The organism is Mesorhizobium sp. Pch-S (genome assembly GCF_004136315.1).
Taxonomy (GTDB): Bacteria; Pseudomonadota; Alphaproteobacteria; order Rhizobiales; family Rhizobiaceae; genus Mesorhizobium.
The window spans coordinates 4,174,575-4,195,923 of sequence record NZ_CP029562.1; the positions used below are offsets into that span (position 1 = coordinate 4,174,575).

The window sequence follows — 21,349 nt, forward strand, 5'->3', positions numbered from 1 at the left end:
TCGCTCAGGAATTGACCGTCTCCTGCGCCGCCGCAGCTCGGCCGGCCTTCGCCATCTCCACCAGCGTCTTGCGCAGATCCTGCTGTGTTTCCAGCGGCTTGGGAAAGAACACACGTTCGACCCGGTCACCGTTGACCAGATCCATTCCATCCGCGTCGAACCCGGCCAATGACCAGCCTTCGCCTTCCGCCCTGGCGTAGTGGTGGGCATAGACCGCCACGGCGTCGAGATGTTCGCTGTTCATGTGATCGAGTGCGGACTGCTCGCTTTCAGCCAAGGTGCCATTGATGGCACCATCCACGATCAGATCGGAATGATCCAGCAGATAAGCCTTTCCGAAACCGCCGTTGAGCGAGGCGCGTTCGACGTCGAGCCGGAAGAAGGAAAAATCCCCAAGGCCGACGTAAAGCCTCGCTTTGGGATTGCGGTTGAGGTAGCGGCGTTCCGCCCGCATCTGCTCGTCCGCGCCTCGTTCCAGCCGGGTTGCACGGCAAATCAGGCTCATGCGCGGATGGGCGAGAGCGTCTCCCTTGCCGGGTTCGCCGACCAACAAAGAACAGCGTGGATCGGCGAGCAATGCGCCCGTATGGGCGGCGAGCATCGAGATCAGGATCAGTGGCGTGCCATCAATATCGGTGGCAACACCAACACGGCTGACAAGCGGCGAACCTGAGGCCGGCTCGATGACGGCAAGTGCCCCGTAGCGCGCGGTGCGAAGCAGAGTTTTGGCCAGCTGGATCGACTGGGCGTCGGTTTCCCGGATCACGTCTTTCTTCGGCTGTTCCACCACACTCACCATTATAAGCTGAATATTGTCATCCACTTATCAGCCGATCACACCGGCTTTGACAAGGGCCTCGGTCTCGTCCTCCGGAACGCCAAAACGCGCCAGGATCGAGGCAACCGGGCGTCTGTTTTCGGAAGCCGGCTCGCTTACCGTGGATGGTGTCGCCGAAAAACGGGGAGCCGGCGCCGGTCTGGTGAAACGGCCGACATCGACAAAGGCATTGCGCGCACGATTGTGCGGATGCTGCCGTGCTTCGGCGAACGACAACACCGGCGCGATGCAAGCGTCGGTCCCGGCAAACAGCCGATCCCACTCGTCGCGGGATTTTTCCTGCACCCGGACAGCTATGGCCTCACGCATCCGAGGCCAGAGTTTCTGGTCGTACTGACCTGCCGCGAACTGTTGGTCGAGCGGTAACAGACGGGCGAACTCTGCAAAGAACTGCGGCTCCAGGCATCCAACGGCGATGTGGCGACCATCGGCAGTTTCGTAGGTGTCGTAGAAAGGGCAACCGGAATCGAGAAGATTGACACCACGCCGATCATTCCAGAGGTCGCTGGCCATCGCGGCCTGGATCGGAAGGGCCAGCATGGAAGCCCCTTCGACCATGGCCAAGTCGACAACCTGTCCTTTGCCTCCACGAGAGCGCTGGAACAGTGCCGCAAGCAATCCGGTCATCAGCATCATGGTCCCTCCGCCATAGTCGGCGACCAGGTTGAGTGGAGGGACGGGTCTTTCGCCGTCGTGGCCGATGGCGTGCAGGATACCTGAGTAAGCGAGGTAGGTGATGTCGTGGCCGGCGCGATCGGCAAGGGGACCGTCCTGTCCGAAACCCGTCACGCGTCCGTAGATCAGCGCCGGATTGCGTGCCAGGGCCGCGTCGGGTCCAAGGCCAAGCCGTTCCATCACGCCCGGCCGAAAACCCTCGATCAGGAAATCGGCTTTCCCGGCAAGCCGCAGCACCAGTTCGGTGCATTCAGGACGCTTCAGGTCCACGACGAGGACATCGCGGCCATGCCGGTCGATATCATGTTCGGCCGGCAACTGCAGGAATTGCCGGCCGGCGCTGCTGCGCTCGATCCGGAGTACCGCCGCCCCCATCTCGGAAAGCATGAGCGCGGCGAGGGGGACGGGACCGAGCCCCGCCATTTCGATCACGGTAAGTCCGGCCAGCGGCCCGCGTCCGGGTTCCTGCGGGTTGGCCGGCACCATGGCTTATTTCGGTGCCATGCGGATGGCACCGTCCAGGCGGATGGTTTCGCCATTCAGCATCTGGTTTTCGACGATGTGCAACGCCAGCGCCGCATATTCGGACGGCTCGCCGAGCCGGGAGGGGAAGGGCACGGCTGCACCGAGCGAATCCTGCACTTCTTGCGGCATGCCGGCCATCATCGGTGTCTTGAAGATGCCGGGAGCGATCGTGCAGACGCGGATGCCCGAGCGGGCAAGGTCGCGAGCCACCGGTAAGGTCATGCCGACAACGCCACCCTTGGAGGCGGAATAGGCGGCTTGCCCGATCTGCCCGTCGAAAGCCGCGACCGAGGCCGTGTTGATGATGACGCCGCGTTCACCGCCGGCCAACGGTTCGAGCTTGGCGGCGCGGTCCGCAACCAGCCGGATCATGTTGAAACTGCCGATCAGGTTGACCTCGATCACCCTGCGATACTGATCGAGAGGATGGGGGCCGTCCTTGCCGACGGTCTTCACACCGATCGCGATCCCGGCGCAATTCACCAGGATGCGCGGTTCTCCGAGCGATTTTGCAACCTCGGCCACCGCGGCCGCCCCGTTCTCGGCGCTGGAGACGTCGCATTTGACCGCGATGCCGCCAATGTCTGCCGCCACCTTGTCGGCTCGGTCGATACCAACATCGAAAAGAGCGACCTTGGCACCCTTGGCTGCAAGCGCGCGCGCCGTCGCTTCACCCAGGCCTGAGCCGCCTCCGGTCACGATTGCGATCTGGCCGTGTGGGTTCATGCGCTGTTCTCCTTGCTTGTCGGGAATATGCTAGGGGGCCGCGGCAAACGCTGCAACAGGCAAGGCATCAGGGTGAAGGTGACCCGGCGTTACGCTGGTTCGCCGACACCGACCTGGTCGGCGTGATGAACCATGCCGGTCAGTCTGGCCGTTGCGCCCGGTTCGATTTCATGCGTCAGAAGACGGTCGAGGTCGACCGGCCTTGGCATGGTGATTTGTCCGCGCGGAATCCGCTTGAAGCCGAGCGGGCCGTAGTAGGGCTCATCGCCGACCAGGATAACGCAGGCTGAACCAGCCTTTGCAGCGGCCCCCAGCGCCATGGCCACCAGCTTGCGACCGATGCCGAGGTTCTTGAACGCCGGCCGCACGGCAAGGGGGCCAAGAAGCAGTGCTTTGCCGGAGCCCGCCATGACCCTGGTCATCCGCACCGACGCGATCACGGTGCCGCCGTTCATGGCGACGAAGGAAAGGTCGCGCTCGTGAGGGCCGCCCTCGCGGATCTTGTAGGCGGCGCGGGCGAAGCGTCCAGGCCCGAAGGCTTCTTCGTTGATCGATTCGATTTCGGGATCATGCGCCGGGGTTTCCGGCAGGTAGGTCACGTCGGCAAGGCTCATGGTCTTTGCGTTCCGGTATGCAAGGAAAGGTTGCTGCAAGCGGCAGCGTTCGCCAGTCAGCGCTTCAAGCGCGGGCGATCTTTCGTCGTCGGTCGAACCGGATTCTTGCAAAGTCGAACATGCGGATTGTCCGCTAGCATCAAATATTCACGATCGCAATCGGTGTTTTGAACGGTGTTGCGCCAGCGTTTGACAGTGTGTTCAGCCAAAACGCATTTCCCAGGGCCGGCATGCCCCCTAGATTGCAGCCGCAGGACAGGAGGAATGTCGATGGGATTGCTGGTCGATGGCAAATGGCAGGACCGCTGGTACGATACCAACAGCAGCGGCGGCAGGTTCGAACGCTCCCAATCGCAATGGCGCGACTGGGTAACCGTTGACGGCAAGCCGGCGGAGGGACGTTCGCGGGGCTTCAAGGCGGAGCCTGACCGCTATCATCTCTATGTTTCGCTCGCCTGTCCCTGGGCGCATCGCACGTTGATCTTCAGGGTGCTGAAGAAGCTGGAAACCGTGATTTCTGTCTCGGTGGTCCATCACCTGATGCTCGAAAACGGCTGGACCTTCCAGGCCGAAGACGGTGCGACCGGCGACACCCTCTATGGCCTCGACTTCCTGCATCAGGTCTACACAAGGGCGGATCCTGCCTATTCAGGTCGGGTTACCGTGCCTGTCCTGTGGGACAAGAAGGAACAGACCATCGTCTCCAACGAATCTTCCGAGATCATCCGGATGTTCAACTCAGCATTCGATGAGTGGGGCGATGCGTCGGTCGACTTTTATCCGCCTGCGTTGCAAACCGAGATCGACGCAGTCAATGGGCAAGTGTATGGCGCCGTGAACAATGGCGTCTACAAGGCGGGTTTCGCGACCAGCCAGGCTGCCTATCAGGAAGCCTTCGGAGAGCTGTTTGCGGCGCTCGACGGTCTGGAGGCAAGATTGTCACGCCAGCGCTATCTCGTCGGCGATCACATTACCGAAGCGGACTGGCGGCTGTTCACCACGCTCATTCGTTTCGATCCGGTCTATGTAGGTCATTTCAAATGCAACCTGCGCCGCATTGCCGACTATCCGAACCTGTCGAACTATCTGCGCGATCTTTACCAGGTCCCGGGCGTGGCCCAGACGATCGACATGCATCACATCAAGGCGCACTACTACGCCAGCCATCGTGACATCAATCCGACCGGCATCATTCCGCTTGGTCCTCAGGTCGATCATCTGGCAGCACACGACCGTGCCCGCTTGAAGAAGGCCGCCTGAGCTTACCAGTAGGGCGAAACCGTCATGCCCTGGAATGTCTCGGCAATGCGCCTGAGCGTTGCCGGAGTCGTGCCTTGCGGCAGTTGTTCGAGCGGGAAGAAGCCGGCCTCGGCGATCTCGTGGTCGGGACGTTTCGGCTCGGTCTGGTGAAAAGCCTCGACCAGGTAGAGCCCGACATGGTCACGCGGGCTTGATGTCCTGTTGAAGTGGATGGATTGCAGCGCCGGTGGCGCCGAGATCGTGATGTTGCCTTCTTCCTGGAGCTCCCGGGCGAGCGCCTCTCCCATGGTCTCCCCCTTTTCGACGCCGCCTCCCGGCAGCTGCCAGCCGGGGACATAGGTGTGGCGGATGAGGAAGATCGAATTGCGCTCGCGGTCATGAATCAGGCCGCGGACGCCGAGGGTCATCGGTCGCTTCAGCACGAACAGGGTGTGGAAGAGCTTCGCCCTGAGGCGGGGCCAACCGCTCTGGCGGAAGGATAGTTCGGGATCTGTGCCGGTCATTTCAGGTGAACCACTGGTGGATTGCGGGCGATCGGTCGCTTATGAAGGTTTCATGTTCAGGCTTGCGCATCTCTCCGACGCCCATCTCGGTCCGTTGCCCGGTGTATCGTATCGCGATCTCGCCTCCAAGCGCGTGCTGGGCTATGTCAACTGGCAACGCAACCGCCGCCGTACCATGCACGATGCCGTCATCGACACGCTGGTCGCCGATCTCAAGGCAAATGGGGCCGACCACATTGCGGTGACCGGCGACCTGGTCAACCTGGCGCTGGACAGCGAAATCGAAATGGCCCGCCTGTGGCTGGAGATGCTCGGGTCGCCAAGCGACGTTTCCGTGGTTCCCGGCAATCATGACGCCTACGTTCCCGGCGCCTTCGACAAGGCGTGCCGCGCATGGGCGCCATGGATGAGCGGCGATGGCGCCAATATCCACGTCGATCGTCATAGTTTTCCCTATCTGAGACGTCGAGGCGAAGTCGCGCTGATCGGCGTGTCGACCGCGCGCGCAACCGCGCCGTTCATGGCGAACGGCTTCTTCGAGGAGAAGCAGGCCGAGCGTTTGGCGCAGCTTCTGGACCAAACCGGCAAGCAGGGCCTTTGCCGCGTGATCCTCATCCATCATCCGCCGATCCGCGGCGCGGTGGCCCAAACCAAGCGGCTTTTCGGCATCCGCCGGTTTCAGAACATCGTCAAGCGGCATGGCGCCGAACTGGTGCTGCACGGCCATTCACATGATCCGACGCTGTTCTGGATCGGGCGGGTTCATCGATTGCCCGTTGTGGGCGTTGCCGCTGCCGGGCAGGGCCCTGGGGGACGGCATCCTGCCGCGCAATACAATCTGATCGAGATCGATAAAACCGCGAATGGCTGGCGTATCGGATTGACACGTCGCGGGATCACCGGACCTGCGCTCGCGATCGCCGACCTTCAGACACTGGAGCTCGGCGCAGAACCGGAAAAATCTACGGTCTGAGGGTCTCGATCAAGGGCAGGAGGCGGTCCCAGAACAGGGCAGTCGAGACGGCGAGGCCCGCGAGCACGCCGACCAGCACAAGGCCAAGCCAGCTAAGGATCGTGCGGCCACGTGTTCGCACGTCTGCCTGGGGCTTGGTTTCCGTTGGCGGACCGGCTTGAGGCTTTGGCTGCTCCATCGATTCGATGCCGCCTTCCATGAGGCGCTGCCGTTCGACCAGACGCTCGGCGACATAGCGGGTGACCTGGTCGCCAACGATCTTCATATCCGGGGACTCGGCCAGAACGACACGGCCAAGACGCGTGTCCTTGACGAAACGATAGGTTCGACGATCTCGGCCCATCGCGACATGGCTGACGGCGTCGATCCACAATCGTGGCTGCAGTCCCGAAGACAGCGCGAAATCGAAATAATCGATATCGGAGGTTACGTCTGCAAAGACCGGCGACAGCTCCGACGCCAGCAATTCCAGCCGCATGCGATGAGCTTCGCGCATGTCGACGACGACGTCGTCGCGGTCCGCCAGCGCGTTCTTCACGTCGCGGACAGCCTCCGACAGCTTGCTGCGCGCCTGGTTGATCGGGGTAACGGTTTCGCCTGCTTCCGGCATCGCCTTGCCTCGCGGTTTGGTAAACCACCGGTTAACACGAACCGGGAAGGATTTCATCCATCGCGATTGTGTCGGAATGATCTCGGAACCGCTGGGCGTCGGGTATCAGGGAAAATCCGGTGTCGAAATCGGTTCATTCGCCTGATTTCGCAGGATGCCGCGTAACAGTTCGATGATAAGTCCTGGGGTCTCGTCGATCAGCATGTGGCCGGCGACAGGCACCAGATGCAGGTCGAAATGGGCAGGCAGTTTGTCTGACTGGCTGACGGGCAGGACGGTGTCCAGGACCCCCCAGACGACCGCGACAGGCATGGCGAGACTGGCGACCAGTTCGGCCGGAATGACGCCCTGCCGCCCGCCGCGCGTGATGGCCATCACGATCTCGGCGAGCTTTTCCATCTGGCCGGAGCGGGCGCGCATCGCCATATCATCGGCAACGGCTCGTTCGGACACGAGATGTCCAGGGCCCGACATGGCCGCAAGGCACGCCCGGATTTCATCATCCTGAGCAGCCTTGGCAAAGCGACGCAGCAGTGCCGCGTCGATTTCCTCGCCATATCCCCCTGGCGCCAACAATGTCAGCGAAGCAATACGCTCGGGCGCTGAAAGCGCGATCAAGGTCGCGACAGCCCCGCCCATCGAATGGCCGACAAGGTGAACCTGGTCGGCGTTGCGCTCCACGAGGTCGGCAAGAACGGCTTCAGCCATCCGTTTCGGCGATCGCGCTCCCTCTACTTCCAGCGAAGCACCATGGCCCGGCAGGTCATAGGCGATGATCTCGGCCGCGTCGGCAAGCTGAGACCCGATCTCTGTCCACATGCCATGAGAACCACCGAAACCGTGCAGCAGCACAATCGTTGGTCCGGTTCCTTGTTCGTGAGCGAAGAGGGAAGTCATCAAGTCGCGCCGCTCAATCCCGCCGTTCGAAGGGCTCCGATGAATTTTTCTATCATATCAGCCGGGTAGTTACGCTTGAGAAGAGTTGCCCGCGGGTTGCTGACATAGGTCGGGAAATTGGCTTCCAGCAGATCGATGATGTCTTTGACCAGGCGCTGGTTGCCGGCTTCGGATGCCACGATCAATCGCCCCGTGAGAAAAAGCGGATTGGGAGCGACTGTTGCAAGAGGAGCAACCGCCTTGGTTGCGAGTGCCTTGTCGCCCTGCATGTAGGCGCTTGCAAAAAGCCCGTAGTCCCACCATGCGGCGTGGGCGCCGTTTGCGGCTTCGATCGCCTGGGTCATCGCGGTCGCACCCCTCGTGTAGTCGCCGCTGAAGGTCAGGGCATAGGCATAGGCAGCGATCGCCTGGGGATCGTACGGGTTCATCCCGTATGCCTTGGATGTCCACTGGACAGTGTCTGTCCACATCCCGAGCCGATTGGAGATATAAGCCTTGGCATTGTAGGCGCGGGGACTTGAAGGATCTGCCTGTATCGCGCGCTGGGCGAATTCCGCAGCCTTCTCCAACGAGGCGTCGGCGGGATAGGCATAGCGCCAGATCAACCCGGTTGTCGTCAGGGTCGACAAGCTCGAATAGACGAGCGACGACTTGGCATTGCCGTCGGCCAGGGCCTCGAAACAACGATAGGCCTTTTCGTGGACTCTGGCGTTGGCCTCGAGTTCGAAGGCATTTTCCTGGATCAGGCAGTCAACGAGGCCCTTGGCCTGGCCGCTCCGGGCCAGGGACGTATAGATGGCGCCGGATACCGGTACCGTGTCGCCCAGAATTTTTCCGACCTGAGGGCCAACCTGCGCCGAGGTGGTGTCGAATTCCGTCAAGTTGCGGGACAAGACGACCGTTCCGTTTTGCAGGTTCTGGATCTCGACCGCGACGGTTCCCGTCGAAGGACCTGGCTGGACGTTGAAAACGAAGCTTGTGGCGTCCGCCGCCCTGTTGCGGTCCTGGGCCGGATCGCGACCGACAAAATTGATGGTTTCGAAATGGGAAAGACCGGCTCGCAGCGCGGTGACCACGCGCTCCACGGCGGCGCCGGTTCCTTTTGCCGTGAGATAGACGATTGGCAGATCTTCCAAGTTCTGCACGGTCCCTGTCGCAGGTGACGGCTGCGGAGCGGTCGTCGCAACGCCGGTTGCGTGCTTCAGTCCGGCGTTCTGCAGCCCCTGCAGGAGTTTCTCCGTCATGTCGGGCGGATAGTGATTTTTGGTGAAGGTGGCTCGTGGATTTGCCGCGAAATCAGGGAACCTGGTATGCAAATCCGCCAACAGGCGCGTCATTTCATCGGACTTGCCGTCCTGGGTTGCGACGATGAGTTGTGCCACGAGGTATTCTGGCTGGGGTTCGACTGTCGACAGTGCCTGTGCGGCACGCTTCTGCAATTCGAGGTCATCCAGCATGAACGCTCCTTGGAAGAGCGCATAGTCGAGCCATTTGCTGTGCGGGTTTGCGAGGTTGAGGCTGCGTGCCAGCAGGGCCGTGCCTTCCCGATAGTCGGCCACCATCACAAGCGCCCAGCCGTAGTGATAGACGGCTCTCAGATCATAGGGGGCTGCATCATAGGCTTTCTTCGCCCAGCGAACCCTTTCCTTCTGGTTTCCGATGACGCCTTCGGCATAGGCGGCCATGCGATAGGCGCGCGAACTGCTCGGATCGATCTGAATCGCCTTGTTCACATAGGCCATCGCCTGCTGCACGCTCGGATTGGGCGGATAAGGATAGCCCCAGACGATCGCGTCCAGTTGCTGGCCTGCGAGGGTCGCATAGATCATCGCCGATGTTTCGCCGTGCGCGACCAGATTTTCCAGACAACGATAGGCGGCTTCATGGCCTTCGGCGCTCTGGTTGGATGGATAGCTTTTTGAGAGAATTACGCAGGTGGTCAGGTCGTTTTGCAGACGATTTTGCTCGATGTAGCCATAGATGGACCCAAACGGGCCGGTAACGCTGCCGAGGATCTTGGCAACATGATCGGTCACCTGCGAAGCGGTGGTCTCGAACGCAGTCAGCGTCTCTGAAGTCAGGATGCGCCCCGTCTTCAGGTTCTTCACCTCAATTGCCACGCTGCCAAGGGTAGCGCCCGAGCCGAGCGTGAAGACAAAAGTCGTGGGATCGTCAGCGCGCAGCGGATCCTCGCTGGGCTTGCGATCGATGAACTGGATGGTTTCCATGTTGGAAAGACCGGCGCGCAATATCGTCTCGACGCGCTGGATCTGCGGGTTTTCCTGCCCTGCGAGAAGATAGACGGCAGGGAGTTTTTCCAGTGCCGTCGCTACTCCCAGCGCCGGCTTGTCACCTCTTGCCGGATTGCCGGGAACGAGGTCGGGGCCGTAGGCCTGACGCAGCATCAGCACCATGAGAGCGACAACAACGATGAAAAAGACCGCGATGGCGATCCAGAAGGCATGAAGATGCCTGAACAGGAAAACAGCGGAGCCCGGAAGGCTCTGCATGCCGGCTGTCGGAATGGGTTCTGCTTCCGCCAGCGCGATTGAGCCCGTCTGCTTTCTAGTGATCGGGACCAGTTGCGGCGTCTGCGGATGAAACGGGATTCCGACCCCGTTGGGTTCGTAGCTTGGGACATAGCTGCCGCGTGGGATCACGATGCGGATCGGCTCGCCGGAACCTTCACCGCTAAAATACTGGTCGAGCAGTTCCCTCAGCCTGCCCGCCTGCACACGCACCACTGCATCGGTGGAAGGGTCGAACCCCGAATCCTTTCCAAAGACATCGATGGCAATGGAAAAGCCCTTGAGCTTGTCGGCCTCGCCGGACTGTTCGCGCTCAACCAGATAGCGCAGCAATTCGCGCGCACGCTCGGAGCGTCCAAATGTCTGGCTCGCTAACAGTCTATCAAGCGTTTCGCGCACTGCGGGGGCGGCAGGCGTGGAATGCTGCAAGTGTCGAACCTCTCAAGCCGGCACAGGTCGTACGACATTACCCGCGATACTCGCACTTCCGCGCCAATACCGTCCCAAGCCCGGTTGAATCATTACAACCCCGGCTGGAAAAATCCAGCCGGGGTTTTTCGTAAAGCGTGGAAATCAGTAGGCTTTGAGGCCGATTATGCGATTTGCAGCGGATACAACCGCTTCAAGCGATGCAGCAACGATGTTGGTGTTGATACCCGCGCCGAAGACCTTGCCACCAGGATGCTCCATTTCGACATAGGAGACGGCCGAGGCGTTCGAACCACGCTGCAAGGAATGCTCCGAGTAGTCGAGCACCGACATCGAAATGCCGACATGCCGCGAAAGCGCGTCGACAAACCCGTCGATCGGACCGGTACCCGTACCTTTGATGATGGTTTCCTTGCCCTTGTCGAGAATGACTGCCTCGACAACGCGCCGGCCTTTCACCGCAGGATCCGGGAATGTCTGATGATCGACAAACTTCAACCTGCCATGAGGCTGTTCGACATATCTGTCGATAAAGCGGTCGTAGATCCGCTTTGCCGGCACTTCCTTGCCCTCGGCATCGGTGATGGCCTGGATGTCCTGGCTGAATTCGATCTGCAGATTGCGCGGCAGGTTGATGCCGTAATCGGCCTGCAGCACATAGGCGATGCCGCCCTTGCCGGACTGCGAATTGATCCGGATGATCGCTTCGTAGGAGCGGCCGACATCCTGCGGGTCGATCGGCAGATAGGGCACTTCCCAGACTTCCTTGTTGGCGCTCTGTATCGCCTTCATGCCTTTGTTGATGGCGTCCTGATGCGAGCCGGAGAAGGCCGTATAGACCAGTTCGCCGACATAGGGATGGCGTTCGGGAATCTTGAGCTGGTTGGAATACTCATAGACGTCCTTCATGCGGTTGATGTCGGAGCAATCCAGATCCGGGTCGACGCCCTGCGTGAACATGTTGAGCGCCAGCGTGACGACGTCGACGTTGCCGGTGCGCTCGCCATTGCCGAACAGCGTGCCTTCGACACGGTCGGCGCCAGCCATCAGGCCAAGCTCGGTCGTGGCGATACCGGTGCCGCGGTCATTGTGCGGATGCAGCGAGATGATCAGGCTGTCGCGATTGTCGAGATGGCGGATCATCCATTCGATGCGGTCGGCATAGACGTTGGGCGTCGACATCTCGACGGTCGACGGCAGATTGATGATCAGCTTGTTGTCGGGTGTCGGCTTCACGATTTCGGTGACCGCGTTGCAGATCTCCAGTGCCACCTCCAGTTCGGTGCCGGTGAAGCTCTCCGGCGAGTACTGAAAACGATAACCGCCACCGGCCTTGGCGGCCATGTCGGTGATCATCTTGGCGGCGTCGGTGGCAATCTGCTTGATGCCGGCGACATCCTTCTGGAAAACGACGCGGCGCTGCAACTCGCTGGTCGAATTGTAGAAATGAACGATCGGGGTCTTGGCACCCTGGAGTGCCTCGAAGGTGCGCGTGATCAATTCCGGACGGCACTGTACCAGCACCTGCAGGTCGACATCGTCCGGAACGCCGCTTTCTTCGATGCACCAGCGCGCGAAATCGAAATCGGTCTGCGACGCGGATGGGAAGCCGACCTCGATTTCCTTGAAGCCCATGTCGAGCAACAGTTGGAACATGCGCGCCTTGCGTTCATGGCCCATCGGGTCGATCAGCGCCTGGTTGCCGTCGCGCAGGTCGACGGAGCACCAGATCGGGGCTTTTTCGATCTTCCTGTCCGGCCAGGTGCGATCGGTGAGGCCGACCAGCGGGTAGGGTTCATACTTGCGTACGGCACTCGGCATGCCTTTGGGGGCGAAAGCTTGGGGCATGTCGGCCTCGACGCTCGTTCGTTGCGTGAAATTCATTTTTCAGTCTCCCGGCTGCTGTCCGGCATTGCCGAAGCACAAGCAGCGCCTTCAGAGCAATTCCAGGAAAAGTGTGTAACGGTTTTCCGTCCGGAATTGCGTAAAAGAGTTTAGAGCGTTTCCGCGTTTCCGTGAAAAACGGAAACGCTCCAGCGAAGTCAATCGGTTTGGTGACTTGAGGAGCTTGCCTGGGAATAAGCCCTGGCGGCAACGACCGCCGGGCGCTCCTTCAGCGGACCCGGCGATCGCCGATAAGGCCGAGAAGAAGTAGAGCCGAGGAAAGCGCGCGCACGGTCTCGCCGGCCAGGCCGGTCGGACGGAAAGCAGATGCTGCTGGGCGCGTCTTCATGGTCGCTCTCTTACAGGAGCGTTCCTTTCGAGGCAAGCCAGACGTCATCAGGTGCTATGAGGCCAGAGTGCCCGAGCGGTTTTCCTTTGCGGTTTCACACAAATGCGGCAGACTTCGCCGATCGCATAGCGACCAGGAGGACTGACCATGAATTTCGTGTTCTTCTCGCCGCATTTTCCGGCCAACGGTGCCGATTTCTGTGATCGTCTGAAAAAAGCCGGCGCAACGGTGCTGGGCATCGGTGACGCGCCCTACGACCTTTTGGCGCCGAGACTCAAAGGGGCGCTCAGCGAATATTATCGCATCACCGACCTGGAAGATTACGACCAGACCTATCGGGCGATGGGGCACTTCATCCACAAATGGGGTCGCATCGACCGGTTCGAGTCGCTCAACGAGCATTGGCTCGATCTCGAGGCCGGTATCCGTACCGACTTCAACATCGAAGGCATCAAGCTCGACTATGTGAAGAACATCAAACGCAAAAGCCGCATGCGGGCCTCTTTCCGCAAGGCCGGCGTCAACGTCATCGCTCAGCGCAAGACATCGGACCGCGCTGGTGCCATGACCTTCCTGCGCAAGGTCGGCTATCCGGTGGTGGTGAAGCCGGATTCCGGTGCGGGTGCAGCACACACCTACAAGATCTCCAACGTTGCTGAACTGGACGAGTTCTTCCGCATCAAGCCGGAAGGCATGAGCTTCGTCATGGAGGAATTCATCGACGGGCTGGTTGTGACCTATGACGGCCTGGTCAATCGGGACGGCAAGATCGTCTTTGCCGCGAGCACCAAGTATGACGACTCCATCATGGACGTCGTCAACAAGAACAAGCACATGAGCTACACCTGCCGTCCGGAAATCCCGGCGGAGGTGGAGGAGGCCGGCCGCAAGATCGTCAAGGCATTCGACCTCAAGGAGCGCTTCTTCCATATCGAACTGTTCGAAACCAGGCAGGGCCGGATCATCGCGCTCGAGGTCAACATCCGACCACCCGGCGCCTGGATGCCGGACGCGATCAACTACAGCTTCGATATCGATATCTATGCCGAATGGGCCAACATGGTGGTCCGGAACGAGGTCGGCGGACCGTTCGAAGGCAAGTATTTCACCGTTTACGCCAGCCGCAAGAAGCATATCCGCTATCGCCACAGCCACGCCGATGTGTTAGCCGCCCACGCCGACAAGATCGTCCATCATCAGGACATCGAAGAGGTCTTCAGCCGCGCCATGGGAAACTACGCCTATCAATTGCGGTCGCGCGACCGCCAGGCCCTGCGGGAAGCGGTCGACTACATCCATGCCGAGGAGGCGTAAGCGATGGACATCTCCTATCACAAGCGCTGGAGTGGCAAACTCGGGCGCGACATGGAATACAAGCGCTACGGTTATGCCGGCCGTTCCGTCATTGTCTTTCCGACCTCGCAAGGGCGCTTCTACCAATTCGAGGATGCCGGCGGAGTGGGCTCACTGGCCGAGTTCATAGACACCGGCCGCATCCAGATCTTTACGGTCGACGGCATCGACAGCGAGAGCTTCTTCGACAAGCACGGCGCCCCCGCGCAGCGGATCGCCCGGCATGAAGCCTATTTCCGCTATCTGCGCGAAGAGGCCTTGCCTGAATTCGCGGCCATCGCTTCGGAAGCCAACGGCGGACGCTCGCTGAAACCGCTGTTCTCGGGCTGTTCGATGGGGGGATATCACTCATCGAATTTCGTGTTCCGCTATCCCGATCTGGCCGCCGGCGTGATTTCCCTCTCCGGTGTCTATTCGACCCGGGGGTTCCTCGGGGACGGCCTGGCTGGCGATATCTATTACAACTCTCCGCTCGACTATCTGCCCGGCGTTTCCGATGACGCCCTGCTTTCACGGTTGCGCGCGCTGCGGCTGATCTTCTGCTGCGGGCAGGGTGCCTGGGAAGAGCAGATGCTGGCGGAAACGCATGCATTGGAACGCGTGCTGCGTGACAAGGCCATCCCGGCCTGGGTCGACTACTGGGGCGGCGATGTCGACCACGACTGGCCGTGGTGGCACAAGCAGCTTCCCTATTTTTTCAGCCGCTGGCTGGATGAGGATCTGAAACACCGGCTGGATTGAGGTTGTCCTTTCGCATTCCCACCTTGTTGTCTGCCCTTCCCGATTGTCGTAACCAATCCAAGGGTGAGGGATGAGGAGGAACAGCATGGCATTTTCTAAATTCACACGTCGCGCGGTCTTGGCGCTCGGTCTGTCGGTGCTACCACTGGCAGGCATGGTCTCTCAGTCGGTCGCGCAGGAATTCCCCAACCGTACGGTGACGCTGGTGGTGCCGTTCGCCGCCGGTGGCTCGACCGACCTCGTTGCACGCATCATCGCGCAGAAGATGTCTGATGATCTCGGCCAGCAGGTCATCGTCGAGAACGTCGCCGGTGCTGGCGGCAACATCGGCGCCGATCGCGTCGCGCGCGCCGATCCGGATGGCTACACCATCCTGATGGGCACCGTTGCGACCCATGCGCTCAACCCGCTGATCCTGAAAACCAAGCCCTACGACCCCGAGAAGGACTTCTCGCCGGTCTCCCTGCTGGTGATCGTCCCCAACGTGCTGGTGGTCAATCCGGAATTGCCGGCCAAGAACGTGCAGGAGCTGGTTGCGCTGCTGAAGGCTGAACCGGATAAATACTCCTACGCCTCATCAGGCATTGGCACGCCGCTGCACCTCTCGGGCGAACTGTTCAAGATCATGGCGGGCGTCGAAATGCAGCACATTCCCTACAAGGGCGCTGGTCCGGCACTCAACGACGTGATCGCCAACCAGGTGCCCATCATGTTCGACAACCTGCCGTCCTCATCCTCGCACATCAAGGGCGGCACGCTGAAGGCGCTGGGCGTGACGACGGCCAAACGTGTGCCGTCGTTCCCTGACCTGCCGACCATCGCCGAGTCCGGCGTGCCGGGTTACGAAACCTATACCTGGAATGCGCTGTTTGCGCCGCCCGGCACGCCGAAGGAGGTGGTCGACCGCCTCAATGCATCGGCGAACAAGGCGATGAAAGATCCGGCGGTGATTGCAAAGATGGGCGATTTCAGCGCCACCATCGTCGGCTCGACCCCGGAAGAGCTTGGCTCCCACGTCAAGGCAGAGCTCGCCAAATGGGAGCCGATCGTCAAGCAGGCCAAAATCCAGGTCGATTGATCGAAGCCTCCGAGCGGTTGCGCGGGAGTTAGCCCTGCGCACCCGCATCGGCGGGCTGGTTCAGCCCATAGCCACCTGCCGGTTCGGTTTCGAACTGAAAGTCGAACCCGGACACCATCGGGCGGGCCTTGGCGATTGCTTCCTGCACATGCGGAAGCTGCAGTGATGCCTTGTGGCTCGCGGCATCGATCCAGACCTCGGTGACCCAGATCGCCGTTGTGTCTGCGGGGTCACGGGCGACGATGTAATTCAGGCAGCCGGGCATGGAATCGGTGGCTTCGAGCAGGAGCTGCAGGAGTTCCTCTCGCTTGCCGGGAGTTGCGCGCATCTTTCCGATCAGGCCATACATCAGGCACTCCCTTCGATCGCCACCCTCTATACTGATCATCCGATGAAATCGGGCCCGATATCAAGGCCTTAGATAAGCATACCCTGCGGCCTGCAGCTCGGCGAGTTTCACGACCCCGCCAGCATCGGCGCTGACGAAGCCCTCGAACAGATCCGGCAACGCTATGTCCATGCCGTGCATGGTGTTGGCGCAGGCCTGTGGCGTCATGCCCCTTTTCACCAGACCGGCAAAACGGCTGGAGACCGCTGCTGAAGCGCCGTCGCGCTTGAAAGCGGCCAGCGCCGGACCATGGACCACCAGGACGATGTCGACCTCGCCGCCGGTGCCATCGAAATGGTTCTTGATGTTGCCAAGCACGAAGGCGACCTTGTCGAGGTCATCGAGATGGTAGGCGACCTTCTGTCTTGGATACGATACCGGCGCAGCCGTTGCCGCCGTCAACCCCAGAAGCGCTCCGGTCGAAGCCAGAAATCCGCGGAAGATATCCCTGCGAAGCATGAAAACCGTCCCGTTCTAGGCAGCATAATGCGCGTGGCCTTCGACTGGTTCCTAGCATAAAATCCGCGACAGCGGATCTCTGTGGGAGGGCTCGATGATGATGTCGAGAAAGATCGCAGCGGGGAGTGCAGCAATCGTCGGCGCGCTCATCGCGACAGCCGCGGCTCATGCCGATGAGCCGCGCATGCTGAAGGAGCTCAGCCCGGATGGCGGCGGCGCCTGTTTCAGCCGTGTTTATGATGCGAGCCATCTGAAAGCCCACCCGCATCAGAAGGTTGCGCGGATCTTCTTCTATCATGGTCCCGATCCGGTCAGCCGACCGAGCGAAGACCCGACGGATGGCTTGGGTACCGCTGGCTACAACGGCTTCATGGCGACGACGGTACGGGGTGCTTCCAAGCCCGAATGGGTCGGCGGCTGGTGCAATGTTTCAGGAGAGACAGGCGAGAAAGCCGCGATCCATTGCGGCATGGAGTGCGACCGGACCATGGCCGAGCTGAGCCTGGATGCCAAGGGACGGCTCAAGGTCGATGCCTTCGACCGCGACATCTACCTGGACATCGGCGCGGAAGACGAGCTTGGCACGGCGGAATACGAGCGCCAGGCACTTGGTACGGACGATAACGGCTTCCTGCTCGAGCGAAGGCCCGCAGCGGATTGCAAGGCGGAATTCGCACGCATCGCTCCGGCCAATCCGGCGCAGGGCGATCCGTTGCGCATACGGTTGAAGCCTGACCAGCCCTTCTGCTTCGGGCGGGACTATTCACTCGAGCACCTGGCATCGCATCCCGAACAGGTGACGCAGACCATCCGGGTCTCTCGTGGCGCGGCACAGGTTGCAAGCTTTGCCGCCCAGGGAAGCGCCGCGGACTGGCCGAATGGTGCCGATCTTGTGGTTGCCATGACCACACGCAAAGGCGGTGTGAAGGCCACGCAAAGTTACTCCTGCCAGGGCGAAGCCGACCAGTGGCGCTGCGTGGCGATTGTCGCCACCGGTGGGGCGTCCTGCGATCTCTCGGAAAAGGAAATCTACCTGCGCCGCGGCGCCAATGGCACCATGATGCTGGCCAACCCGAAGGAAAGCCTGCCGCTCACCGATCTGTGCCAGGGGGGCGGCGATACAAAATCGGACGACAGGGTCTTCCGCCTGGAGGCGATGCCGCAGTCAGCCTGTTCGCAGTAAGCTTGAGCAAAATAGAAAACTGGAGCGTTCCCGCGTTTCCGTGAGAAAGGGAAACGCTCCCGGCTTCAGGCGAAGGGGACCGCAACCGTTCCCTTCGGCAACTTGGCTTCGTTGTCCGGCTCGACGTGGATGGTGACACGCACGGACGGGATCTCGGCCTTCAACGCATCCTCGATGCGGTCGCAGATGACATGGCTGTCGCCGACCGACATATCCGCATCGACCACCATGTGAAATTCGATGAAGGTGGCGCGGCCGGCAATACGGGTCCTCAGGTCGTGGACTTCCTGCGCGCCCTTTGAATTGGCAGAGATTATGTCGCGGATGCGCATGTGCTCGTCCATCTCGACGGCGCGGTCCATCAGCCCGCTCATCGACGAACCGATGACATGCCAGCCCTGCCACAGGATGTTCAGCGCAACGATGACGGCCAGCGCGGGGTCGAGGAAGCGCCAGCCGGTGTAGACTGCCCCGACCAGACCCACGAAGACGCCGACCGAGGTGACGACGTCGGTCAGGATATGCTTGCCGTCGGCGACAAGGGCTGGGGAGCGCGCGGAACGGCGCTGCTGATCAGCATCCAGGCCCAGACGGCGTTGAGCAAGGTCGCGAGGCCGTTGACGGCCAGACCCATCCACGGCTGTTCGAGCGGGGCCGGATTCTGCCAGGTGCGCCAGACCTCGTTGAGGATCAGCATGGCGGCGACCACGATCAGCACACCCTCCAGAACGGCGGAGAGGTACTCCGCCTTGTGATGGCCGAAGGGGTGGTCCTGGTCGGCGGGCTTGTGGCTGATGCGGATCGCCCAGAAGGCGGCAGCCGAGGCGATCACGTTGACGATCGATTCCAGTGCATCCGAATAGAGCGCGACAGAGCCGGTGATCAGCCAGGCGAGCAGCTTGAGGCCGAGCACGACGAAGGCCACCACGATCGACCAGAAGGCGAGCGTGGCGACTTTCTGCTTGGATGCGTCCTTGGCCGTAACTGCTGTCATTTCCGTCTAGGCAGCCTTTTCCTTTGCCTTGCGCGGCAGATGCGCGACGACATTCTCGATCATGCGCATGCCGGCGTTGTGACCGAGGGTCATGATCGATTCGGGATGGAATTGCACGGCTGCAATCGGCTCCTTCTTGTGTTCGAAGGCCATGATGACGCCATCCTCGGTCTCCGCCGTGACGATGAAATCATCGGGCAGGCGAACCGGGTCGGCAAAGATGGAATGATAGCGGCCGACCGTCACTTCCTTGGGCAGCCCGGAGAAGACGACGCCGGGTTTCGAGACGCGGATGCGCGATGGCTTACCGTGCATGGGGATGGCGAGCTGCCGCAGCTCGCCGCCATAAGCTTCGGCCAGCGCCTGCAGGCCGAGACAGACGCCGAAGATCGGCAGTTCGCGTTTCCGCGCTTTCTTGATGGTGGCGGCGCAGTCGAAATCCTTTGGTGTGCCGGGGCCGGGCGAGAGCACGACGAGATCCGGCTTGAAGCTGTCGAACACTTCTTCCGGCACCGGCGTGCGCACGGTGGACACATCGGCGCCGGTCTGGCGGAAGTAGTTCGCCAGCGTGTGGACGAAACTGTCCTCGTGGTCGACGAGCAGGATACGGACACCTTCGCCGACGCGGGCGGTGGCGCGTTCGACACCGGCGGAATTGCCGGCCTTGGCGTCGCGGATGGCGGAGAGCATGGCGGAGGCCTTCAGTTCGGTTTCTGCTTCTTCTTCCTCGGGGATGGAATCGAACAGCAGCGTGGCGCCGGCTCGCACTTCGGCGATGCCGTCCTTGATGCGGATGGTGCGCAGCGTCAAGCCGGTGTTCATGTCGCCGTTGAAATGCACCATGCCGATGGCACCGCCATACCATGCGCGGGGGCTCTTCTCATTCTGCTCGATGAACCGCATGGCCCAGAGTTTCGGGGCACCGGTGACGGTCACCGCCCAGGCGTGGGACAGGAAGGCGTCGAAAGCGTCCATGCCCTCACGCAGGCGGCCTTCGATGTGGTCGACCGTGTGGATCAGGCGCGAATACATCTCGATCTGACGACGGCCGATGACACGCACCGAGCCGGGCTCGCAGACCCTGGACTTGTCGTTGCGGTCGACATCCGAGCACATGGTGAGCTCGGACTCGTCCTTCTTGGAGTTGAGCAGCTTGAGGATCTGCTCCGAGTCCGAAATGGCGTCGTCGCCGCGCTTGATGGTGCCGGAAATCGGGCAGGTCTCGACGCGGCGGCCATTGACGCGCACGAACATCTCCGGCGATGCACCGATCAGATACTCGCCTTCGCCGAGATTGATGAAGAAGGAATAGGGCGAAGGGTTGATGGTCTTGAGGCGGCGCGAGATTTCCGAAGGAGCCGTTTCGCAGCGCTCGTAGAACATCTGGCCAGGCACGACCTCGAACAGATCACCGCGCTTGAAGCTGTCCATCGCCCGACGCACCAGCTTGGCATATTCGCCGGGCTCATGATCGCCGCGCGGCGGGATGCGGTCGGCCGGTCTGAAGGGTTCGGCCACCGGCTCGCGCGGCAGGCCCTCGGTCGAAAAGCCGTTGCCGGCATAGTCGTAGCGGTCGGTCCAGGCCTTGGCGGAATAGTGGTCGACGACCAGGATCTCGTCGGGCAGGAACAGTACGAGGTCGCGCTGGCTTTCCTTGCGCTCGAGCTTCAACTCGACGGGGTCGAACTGGAAGGCAAGGTCGTAGCCGAAGGCGCCATAGAGGCCGAGATTGCTGTCTTCGGGGCTCTTGAACAGGCCGGTGATGGCGCGCAGCACGGTGAAGACCGAAGGCATCCGGCTGCGCTCTTCTTCGGTGAAGACCCGGCCGGGTTTCGCAATCTCCAGCCTGGTCAGCGCCCTGGTGCTCTCGCTGACGGTGATTTCCGCAAGACCGGCCAAAACGCTGTTGATCGTGGGCAGCAGTACTTCGCCACGCGCGTTCAGCGCTTCGATCTTCATCGCGCGGCCGCGCGATGAGATGACCAGCGGCGGATCGATGATGGCGGTGTCCCAGCGTGTGTAGCGGCCGGGATATTCGTAGTTGGACGAGAAGACCGCGCCGCGCCGCGCATTCAGGCCATCGAGATAGGATTCGATCGCGCCCTGATAGGGTGTGTCGTGCCGCTGTCGCGTGATCGCGATGCCGCCGGCGGTTACGAACCGCTCCGCGCCGTTTTCCAGGATTTCCACCGTCATTGCCATCTCCCTGTTCCGCCGCGGCGAGGTCTGGAGGCATTTCTGGAAAACGAAAAGGCCGCCGGACTTCTCCTGCGGCCATTCTGGTCTTTCACGCACACGCGTTTTCGACAGGCCGCTGCTAGCTGGCCCACCACCAAATGGTC

At 61.3% G+C, this 21,349-nt stretch carries 18 protein-coding genes and 1 pseudogene; 6 read left to right on the forward strand and 13 right to left on the reverse strand.

The genetic code is table 11. The annotated features are described in order from the left end of the window. Nucleotides 1-4: 4 nt before the first annotated feature. The 4 genes from C1M53_RS19485 to C1M53_RS19500 form a co-directional block, all read right to left on the reverse strand. The gene (locus C1M53_RS19485; RefSeq protein ID WP_129413733.1) at nucleotides 5-799 is read right to left on the reverse strand and encodes a HugZ family protein; all 795 of its coding nucleotides are present in this window, start codon (nucleotides 797-799) and stop codon (nucleotides 5-7) included. A gap of 27 nt (nucleotides 800-826) precedes the next feature. Beyond that, entirely contained in the window at nucleotides 827-1,999 is a 1,173-nt protein-coding gene (locus tag C1M53_RS19490; protein ID WP_129413734.1) for a CaiB/BaiF CoA-transferase family protein, read from the reverse strand. Between the two features lie 3 nt (nucleotides 2,000-2,002). Continuing rightward, nucleotides 2,003-2,764 carry a 3-hydroxyacyl-CoA dehydrogenase gene (locus C1M53_RS19495; protein WP_129413735.1) on the reverse strand — a complete coding sequence of 254 codons (762 nt, stop codon included), beginning with the start codon at nucleotides 2,762-2,764 and terminating at the stop codon, nucleotides 2,003-2,005. Between the two features lie 89 nt (nucleotides 2,765-2,853). After that, the gene (locus C1M53_RS19500; protein WP_129413736.1) at nucleotides 2,854-3,378 is read right to left on the reverse strand and encodes an N-acetyltransferase; all 525 of its coding nucleotides are present in this window, start codon (nucleotides 3,376-3,378) and stop codon (nucleotides 2,854-2,856) included. Nucleotides 3,379-3,648: 270 nt separating this feature from the next. Here C1M53_RS19500 and C1M53_RS19505 point away from each other — a divergent pair, with 270 nt between their 5' ends. Beyond that, on the forward strand, nucleotides 3,649-4,638 hold the full coding sequence (locus C1M53_RS19505; RefSeq protein ID WP_129413737.1) for a glutathione S-transferase family protein: 990 nt from the start codon (nucleotides 3,649-3,651) through the stop codon (nucleotides 4,636-4,638). 2 nt (nucleotides 4,639-4,640) lie between these two features. Here C1M53_RS19505 and C1M53_RS19510 read toward each other — a convergent pair whose 3' ends face one another. Then, complete coding sequence (locus C1M53_RS19510; RefSeq protein WP_129413738.1) at nucleotides 4,641-5,141, reverse strand: NUDIX domain-containing protein; 501 nt, start codon at nucleotides 5,139-5,141, stop codon at nucleotides 4,641-4,643. A 52-nt stretch (nucleotides 5,142-5,193) separates the two neighbouring features. Here C1M53_RS19510 and C1M53_RS19515 point away from each other — a divergent pair, with 52 nt between their 5' ends. Next, entirely contained in the window at nucleotides 5,194-6,114 is a 921-nt protein-coding gene (locus tag C1M53_RS19515) for a metallophosphoesterase (protein ID WP_129413739.1), read from the forward strand. On the opposite strand, the gene C1M53_RS19520 is transcribed toward C1M53_RS19515, so the two are convergent. The 4 genes from C1M53_RS19520 to leuA form a co-directional block, all read right to left on the reverse strand. Next, a complete protein-coding gene (locus tag C1M53_RS19520; protein ID WP_129413740.1) occupies nucleotides 6,104-6,724 on the reverse strand; it encodes a hypothetical protein in 621 nt (206 codons plus the stop codon). The two genes, C1M53_RS19515 and C1M53_RS19520, sit on opposite strands and share 11 nt — an antisense overlap. Before the next feature lie 105 nt (nucleotides 6,725-6,829). Beyond that, nucleotides 6,830-7,621, reverse strand: coding sequence for an alpha/beta fold hydrolase (locus C1M53_RS19525; RefSeq protein WP_348629997.1), 792 nt, complete (start codon nucleotides 7,619-7,621; stop codon nucleotides 6,830-6,832). After that, nucleotides 7,621-10,482 carry a hypothetical protein gene (locus C1M53_RS19530; RefSeq protein WP_129413742.1) on the reverse strand — a complete coding sequence of 954 codons (2,862 nt, stop codon included), beginning with the start codon at nucleotides 10,480-10,482 and terminating at the stop codon, nucleotides 7,621-7,623. Before C1M53_RS19530 ends, C1M53_RS19525 begins: the two co-directional genes overlap by 1 nt. Before the next feature lie 240 nt (nucleotides 10,483-10,722). Further along, complete coding sequence (leuA, locus tag C1M53_RS19540) at nucleotides 10,723-12,399, reverse strand: 2-isopropylmalate synthase (RefSeq protein WP_165358346.1); 1,677 nt, start codon at nucleotides 12,397-12,399, stop codon at nucleotides 10,723-10,725. A gap of 559 nt (nucleotides 12,400-12,958) precedes the next feature. Here leuA and C1M53_RS19550 point away from each other — a divergent pair. The 3 genes from C1M53_RS19550 to C1M53_RS19560 all read left to right on the forward strand — a co-directional run bounded on the left by C1M53_RS19550 (nucleotide 12,959) and on the right by C1M53_RS19560 (nucleotide 15,983). Continuing rightward, entirely contained in the window at nucleotides 12,959-14,125 is a 1,167-nt protein-coding gene (locus C1M53_RS19550; RefSeq protein ID WP_129413745.1) for an ATP-grasp domain-containing protein, read from the forward strand. Nucleotides 14,126-14,128: 3 nt separating this feature from the next. Further along, nucleotides 14,129-14,905, forward strand: a complete 777-nt coding sequence (locus C1M53_RS19555) for an alpha/beta hydrolase-fold protein (RefSeq protein ID WP_129413746.1) — start codon at nucleotides 14,129-14,131, stop codon at nucleotides 14,903-14,905. Nucleotides 14,906-14,990: 85 nt separating this feature from the next. Continuing rightward, nucleotides 14,991-15,983 (forward strand): tripartite tricarboxylate transporter substrate binding protein, encoded by a 993-nt coding sequence (locus tag C1M53_RS19560; RefSeq protein ID WP_129413747.1) that lies wholly within the window; start codon nucleotides 14,991-14,993, stop codon nucleotides 15,981-15,983. A gap of 28 nt (nucleotides 15,984-16,011) precedes the next feature. Here the strand turns inward: C1M53_RS19560 and C1M53_RS19565 are convergent, their stop codons facing one another. Both C1M53_RS19565 and C1M53_RS19570 read right to left on the reverse strand, forming a co-directional pair. Then, nucleotides 16,012-16,332 carry a putative quinol monooxygenase gene (locus tag C1M53_RS19565; protein WP_129413748.1) on the reverse strand — a complete coding sequence of 107 codons (321 nt, stop codon included), beginning with the start codon at nucleotides 16,330-16,332 and terminating at the stop codon, nucleotides 16,012-16,014. A gap of 60 nt (nucleotides 16,333-16,392) precedes the next feature. Further along, nucleotides 16,393-16,830, reverse strand: a complete 438-nt coding sequence (locus tag C1M53_RS19570; RefSeq protein ID WP_129413749.1) for a DsrE family protein — start codon at nucleotides 16,828-16,830, stop codon at nucleotides 16,393-16,395. Nucleotides 16,831-16,924: 94 nt separating this feature from the next. Between C1M53_RS19570 and C1M53_RS19575 the strand changes: the two genes are divergently transcribed. After that, entirely contained in the window at nucleotides 16,925-18,013 is a 1,089-nt protein-coding gene (locus C1M53_RS19575) for a hypothetical protein (RefSeq protein ID WP_245488213.1), read from the forward strand. A gap of 65 nt (nucleotides 18,014-18,078) precedes the next feature. Here the strand turns inward: C1M53_RS19575 and C1M53_RS19580 are convergent. Together C1M53_RS19580 and C1M53_RS19585 are read right to left on the reverse strand one after the other, a co-directional pair. Next, nucleotides 18,079-19,007, reverse strand: a pseudogene (locus C1M53_RS19580) (cation diffusion facilitator family transporter). A 6-nt stretch (nucleotides 19,008-19,013) separates the two neighbouring features. Beyond that, nucleotides 19,014-21,203: an anthranilate synthase gene (locus C1M53_RS19585; RefSeq protein WP_129413750.1), complete on the reverse strand. Its 2,190-nt coding sequence runs from the start codon at nucleotides 21,201-21,203 to the stop codon at nucleotides 19,014-19,016. Between the last annotated feature and the right edge of the window lie 146 nt (nucleotides 21,204-21,349).

Excerpts from the sequence above, each read along its gene's own strand:
- C1M53_RS19485 (WP_129413733.1), bottom strand. The coding sequence starts at position 799 with ATGGTGAGTGTGGTGGAACAGCCGAAGAAAGACGTGATCCGGGAAACC.
- C1M53_RS19490 (WP_129413734.1), bottom strand. The coding sequence starts at position 1,999 with ATGGTGCCGGCCAACCCGCAGGAACCCGGACGCGGGCCGCTGGCCGGA.
- C1M53_RS19495 (WP_129413735.1), bottom strand. The coding sequence starts at position 2,764 with ATGAACCCACACGGCCAGATCGCAATCGTGACCGGAGGCGGCTCAGGC.
- C1M53_RS19500 (WP_129413736.1), bottom strand. The coding sequence starts at position 3,378 with ATGAGCCTTGCCGACGTGACCTACCTGCCGGAAACCCCGGCGCATGAT.
- C1M53_RS19505 (WP_129413737.1), top strand. The coding sequence starts at position 3,649 with ATGGGATTGCTGGTCGATGGCAAATGGCAGGACCGCTGGTACGATACC.
- C1M53_RS19510 (WP_129413738.1), bottom strand. The coding sequence starts at position 5,141 with ATGACCGGCACAGATCCCGAACTATCCTTCCGCCAGAGCGGTTGGCCC.
- C1M53_RS19515 (WP_129413739.1), top strand. The coding sequence starts at position 5,194 with ATGTTCAGGCTTGCGCATCTCTCCGACGCCCATCTCGGTCCGTTGCCC.
- C1M53_RS19520 (WP_129413740.1), bottom strand. The coding sequence starts at position 6,724 with ATGCCGGAAGCAGGCGAAACCGTTACCCCGATCAACCAGGCGCGCAGC.
- C1M53_RS19525 (WP_348629997.1), bottom strand. The coding sequence starts at position 7,621 with ATGACTTCCCTCTTCGCTCACGAACAAGGAACCGGACCAACGATTGTG.
- leuA (WP_165358346.1), bottom strand. The coding sequence starts at position 12,399 with ATGCCGAGTGCCGTACGCAAGTATGAACCCTACCCGCTGGTCGGCCTC.
- C1M53_RS19550 (WP_129413745.1), top strand. The coding sequence starts at position 12,959 with ATGAATTTCGTGTTCTTCTCGCCGCATTTTCCGGCCAACGGTGCCGAT.
- C1M53_RS19555 (WP_129413746.1), top strand. The coding sequence starts at position 14,129 with ATGGACATCTCCTATCACAAGCGCTGGAGTGGCAAACTCGGGCGCGAC.
- C1M53_RS19560 (WP_129413747.1), top strand. The coding sequence starts at position 14,991 with ATGGCATTTTCTAAATTCACACGTCGCGCGGTCTTGGCGCTCGGTCTG.
- C1M53_RS19565 (WP_129413748.1), bottom strand. The coding sequence starts at position 16,332 with ATGTATGGCCTGATCGGAAAGATGCGCGCAACTCCCGGCAAGCGAGAG.
- C1M53_RS19570 (WP_129413749.1), bottom strand. The coding sequence starts at position 16,830 with ATGCTTCGCAGGGATATCTTCCGCGGATTTCTGGCTTCGACCGGAGCG.
- C1M53_RS19575 (WP_245488213.1), top strand. The coding sequence starts at position 16,925 with ATGATGATGTCGAGAAAGATCGCAGCGGGGAGTGCAGCAATCGTCGGC.
- C1M53_RS19585 (WP_129413750.1), bottom strand. The coding sequence starts at position 21,203 with ATGACGGTGGAAATCCTGGAAAACGGCGCGGAGCGGTTCGTAACCGCC.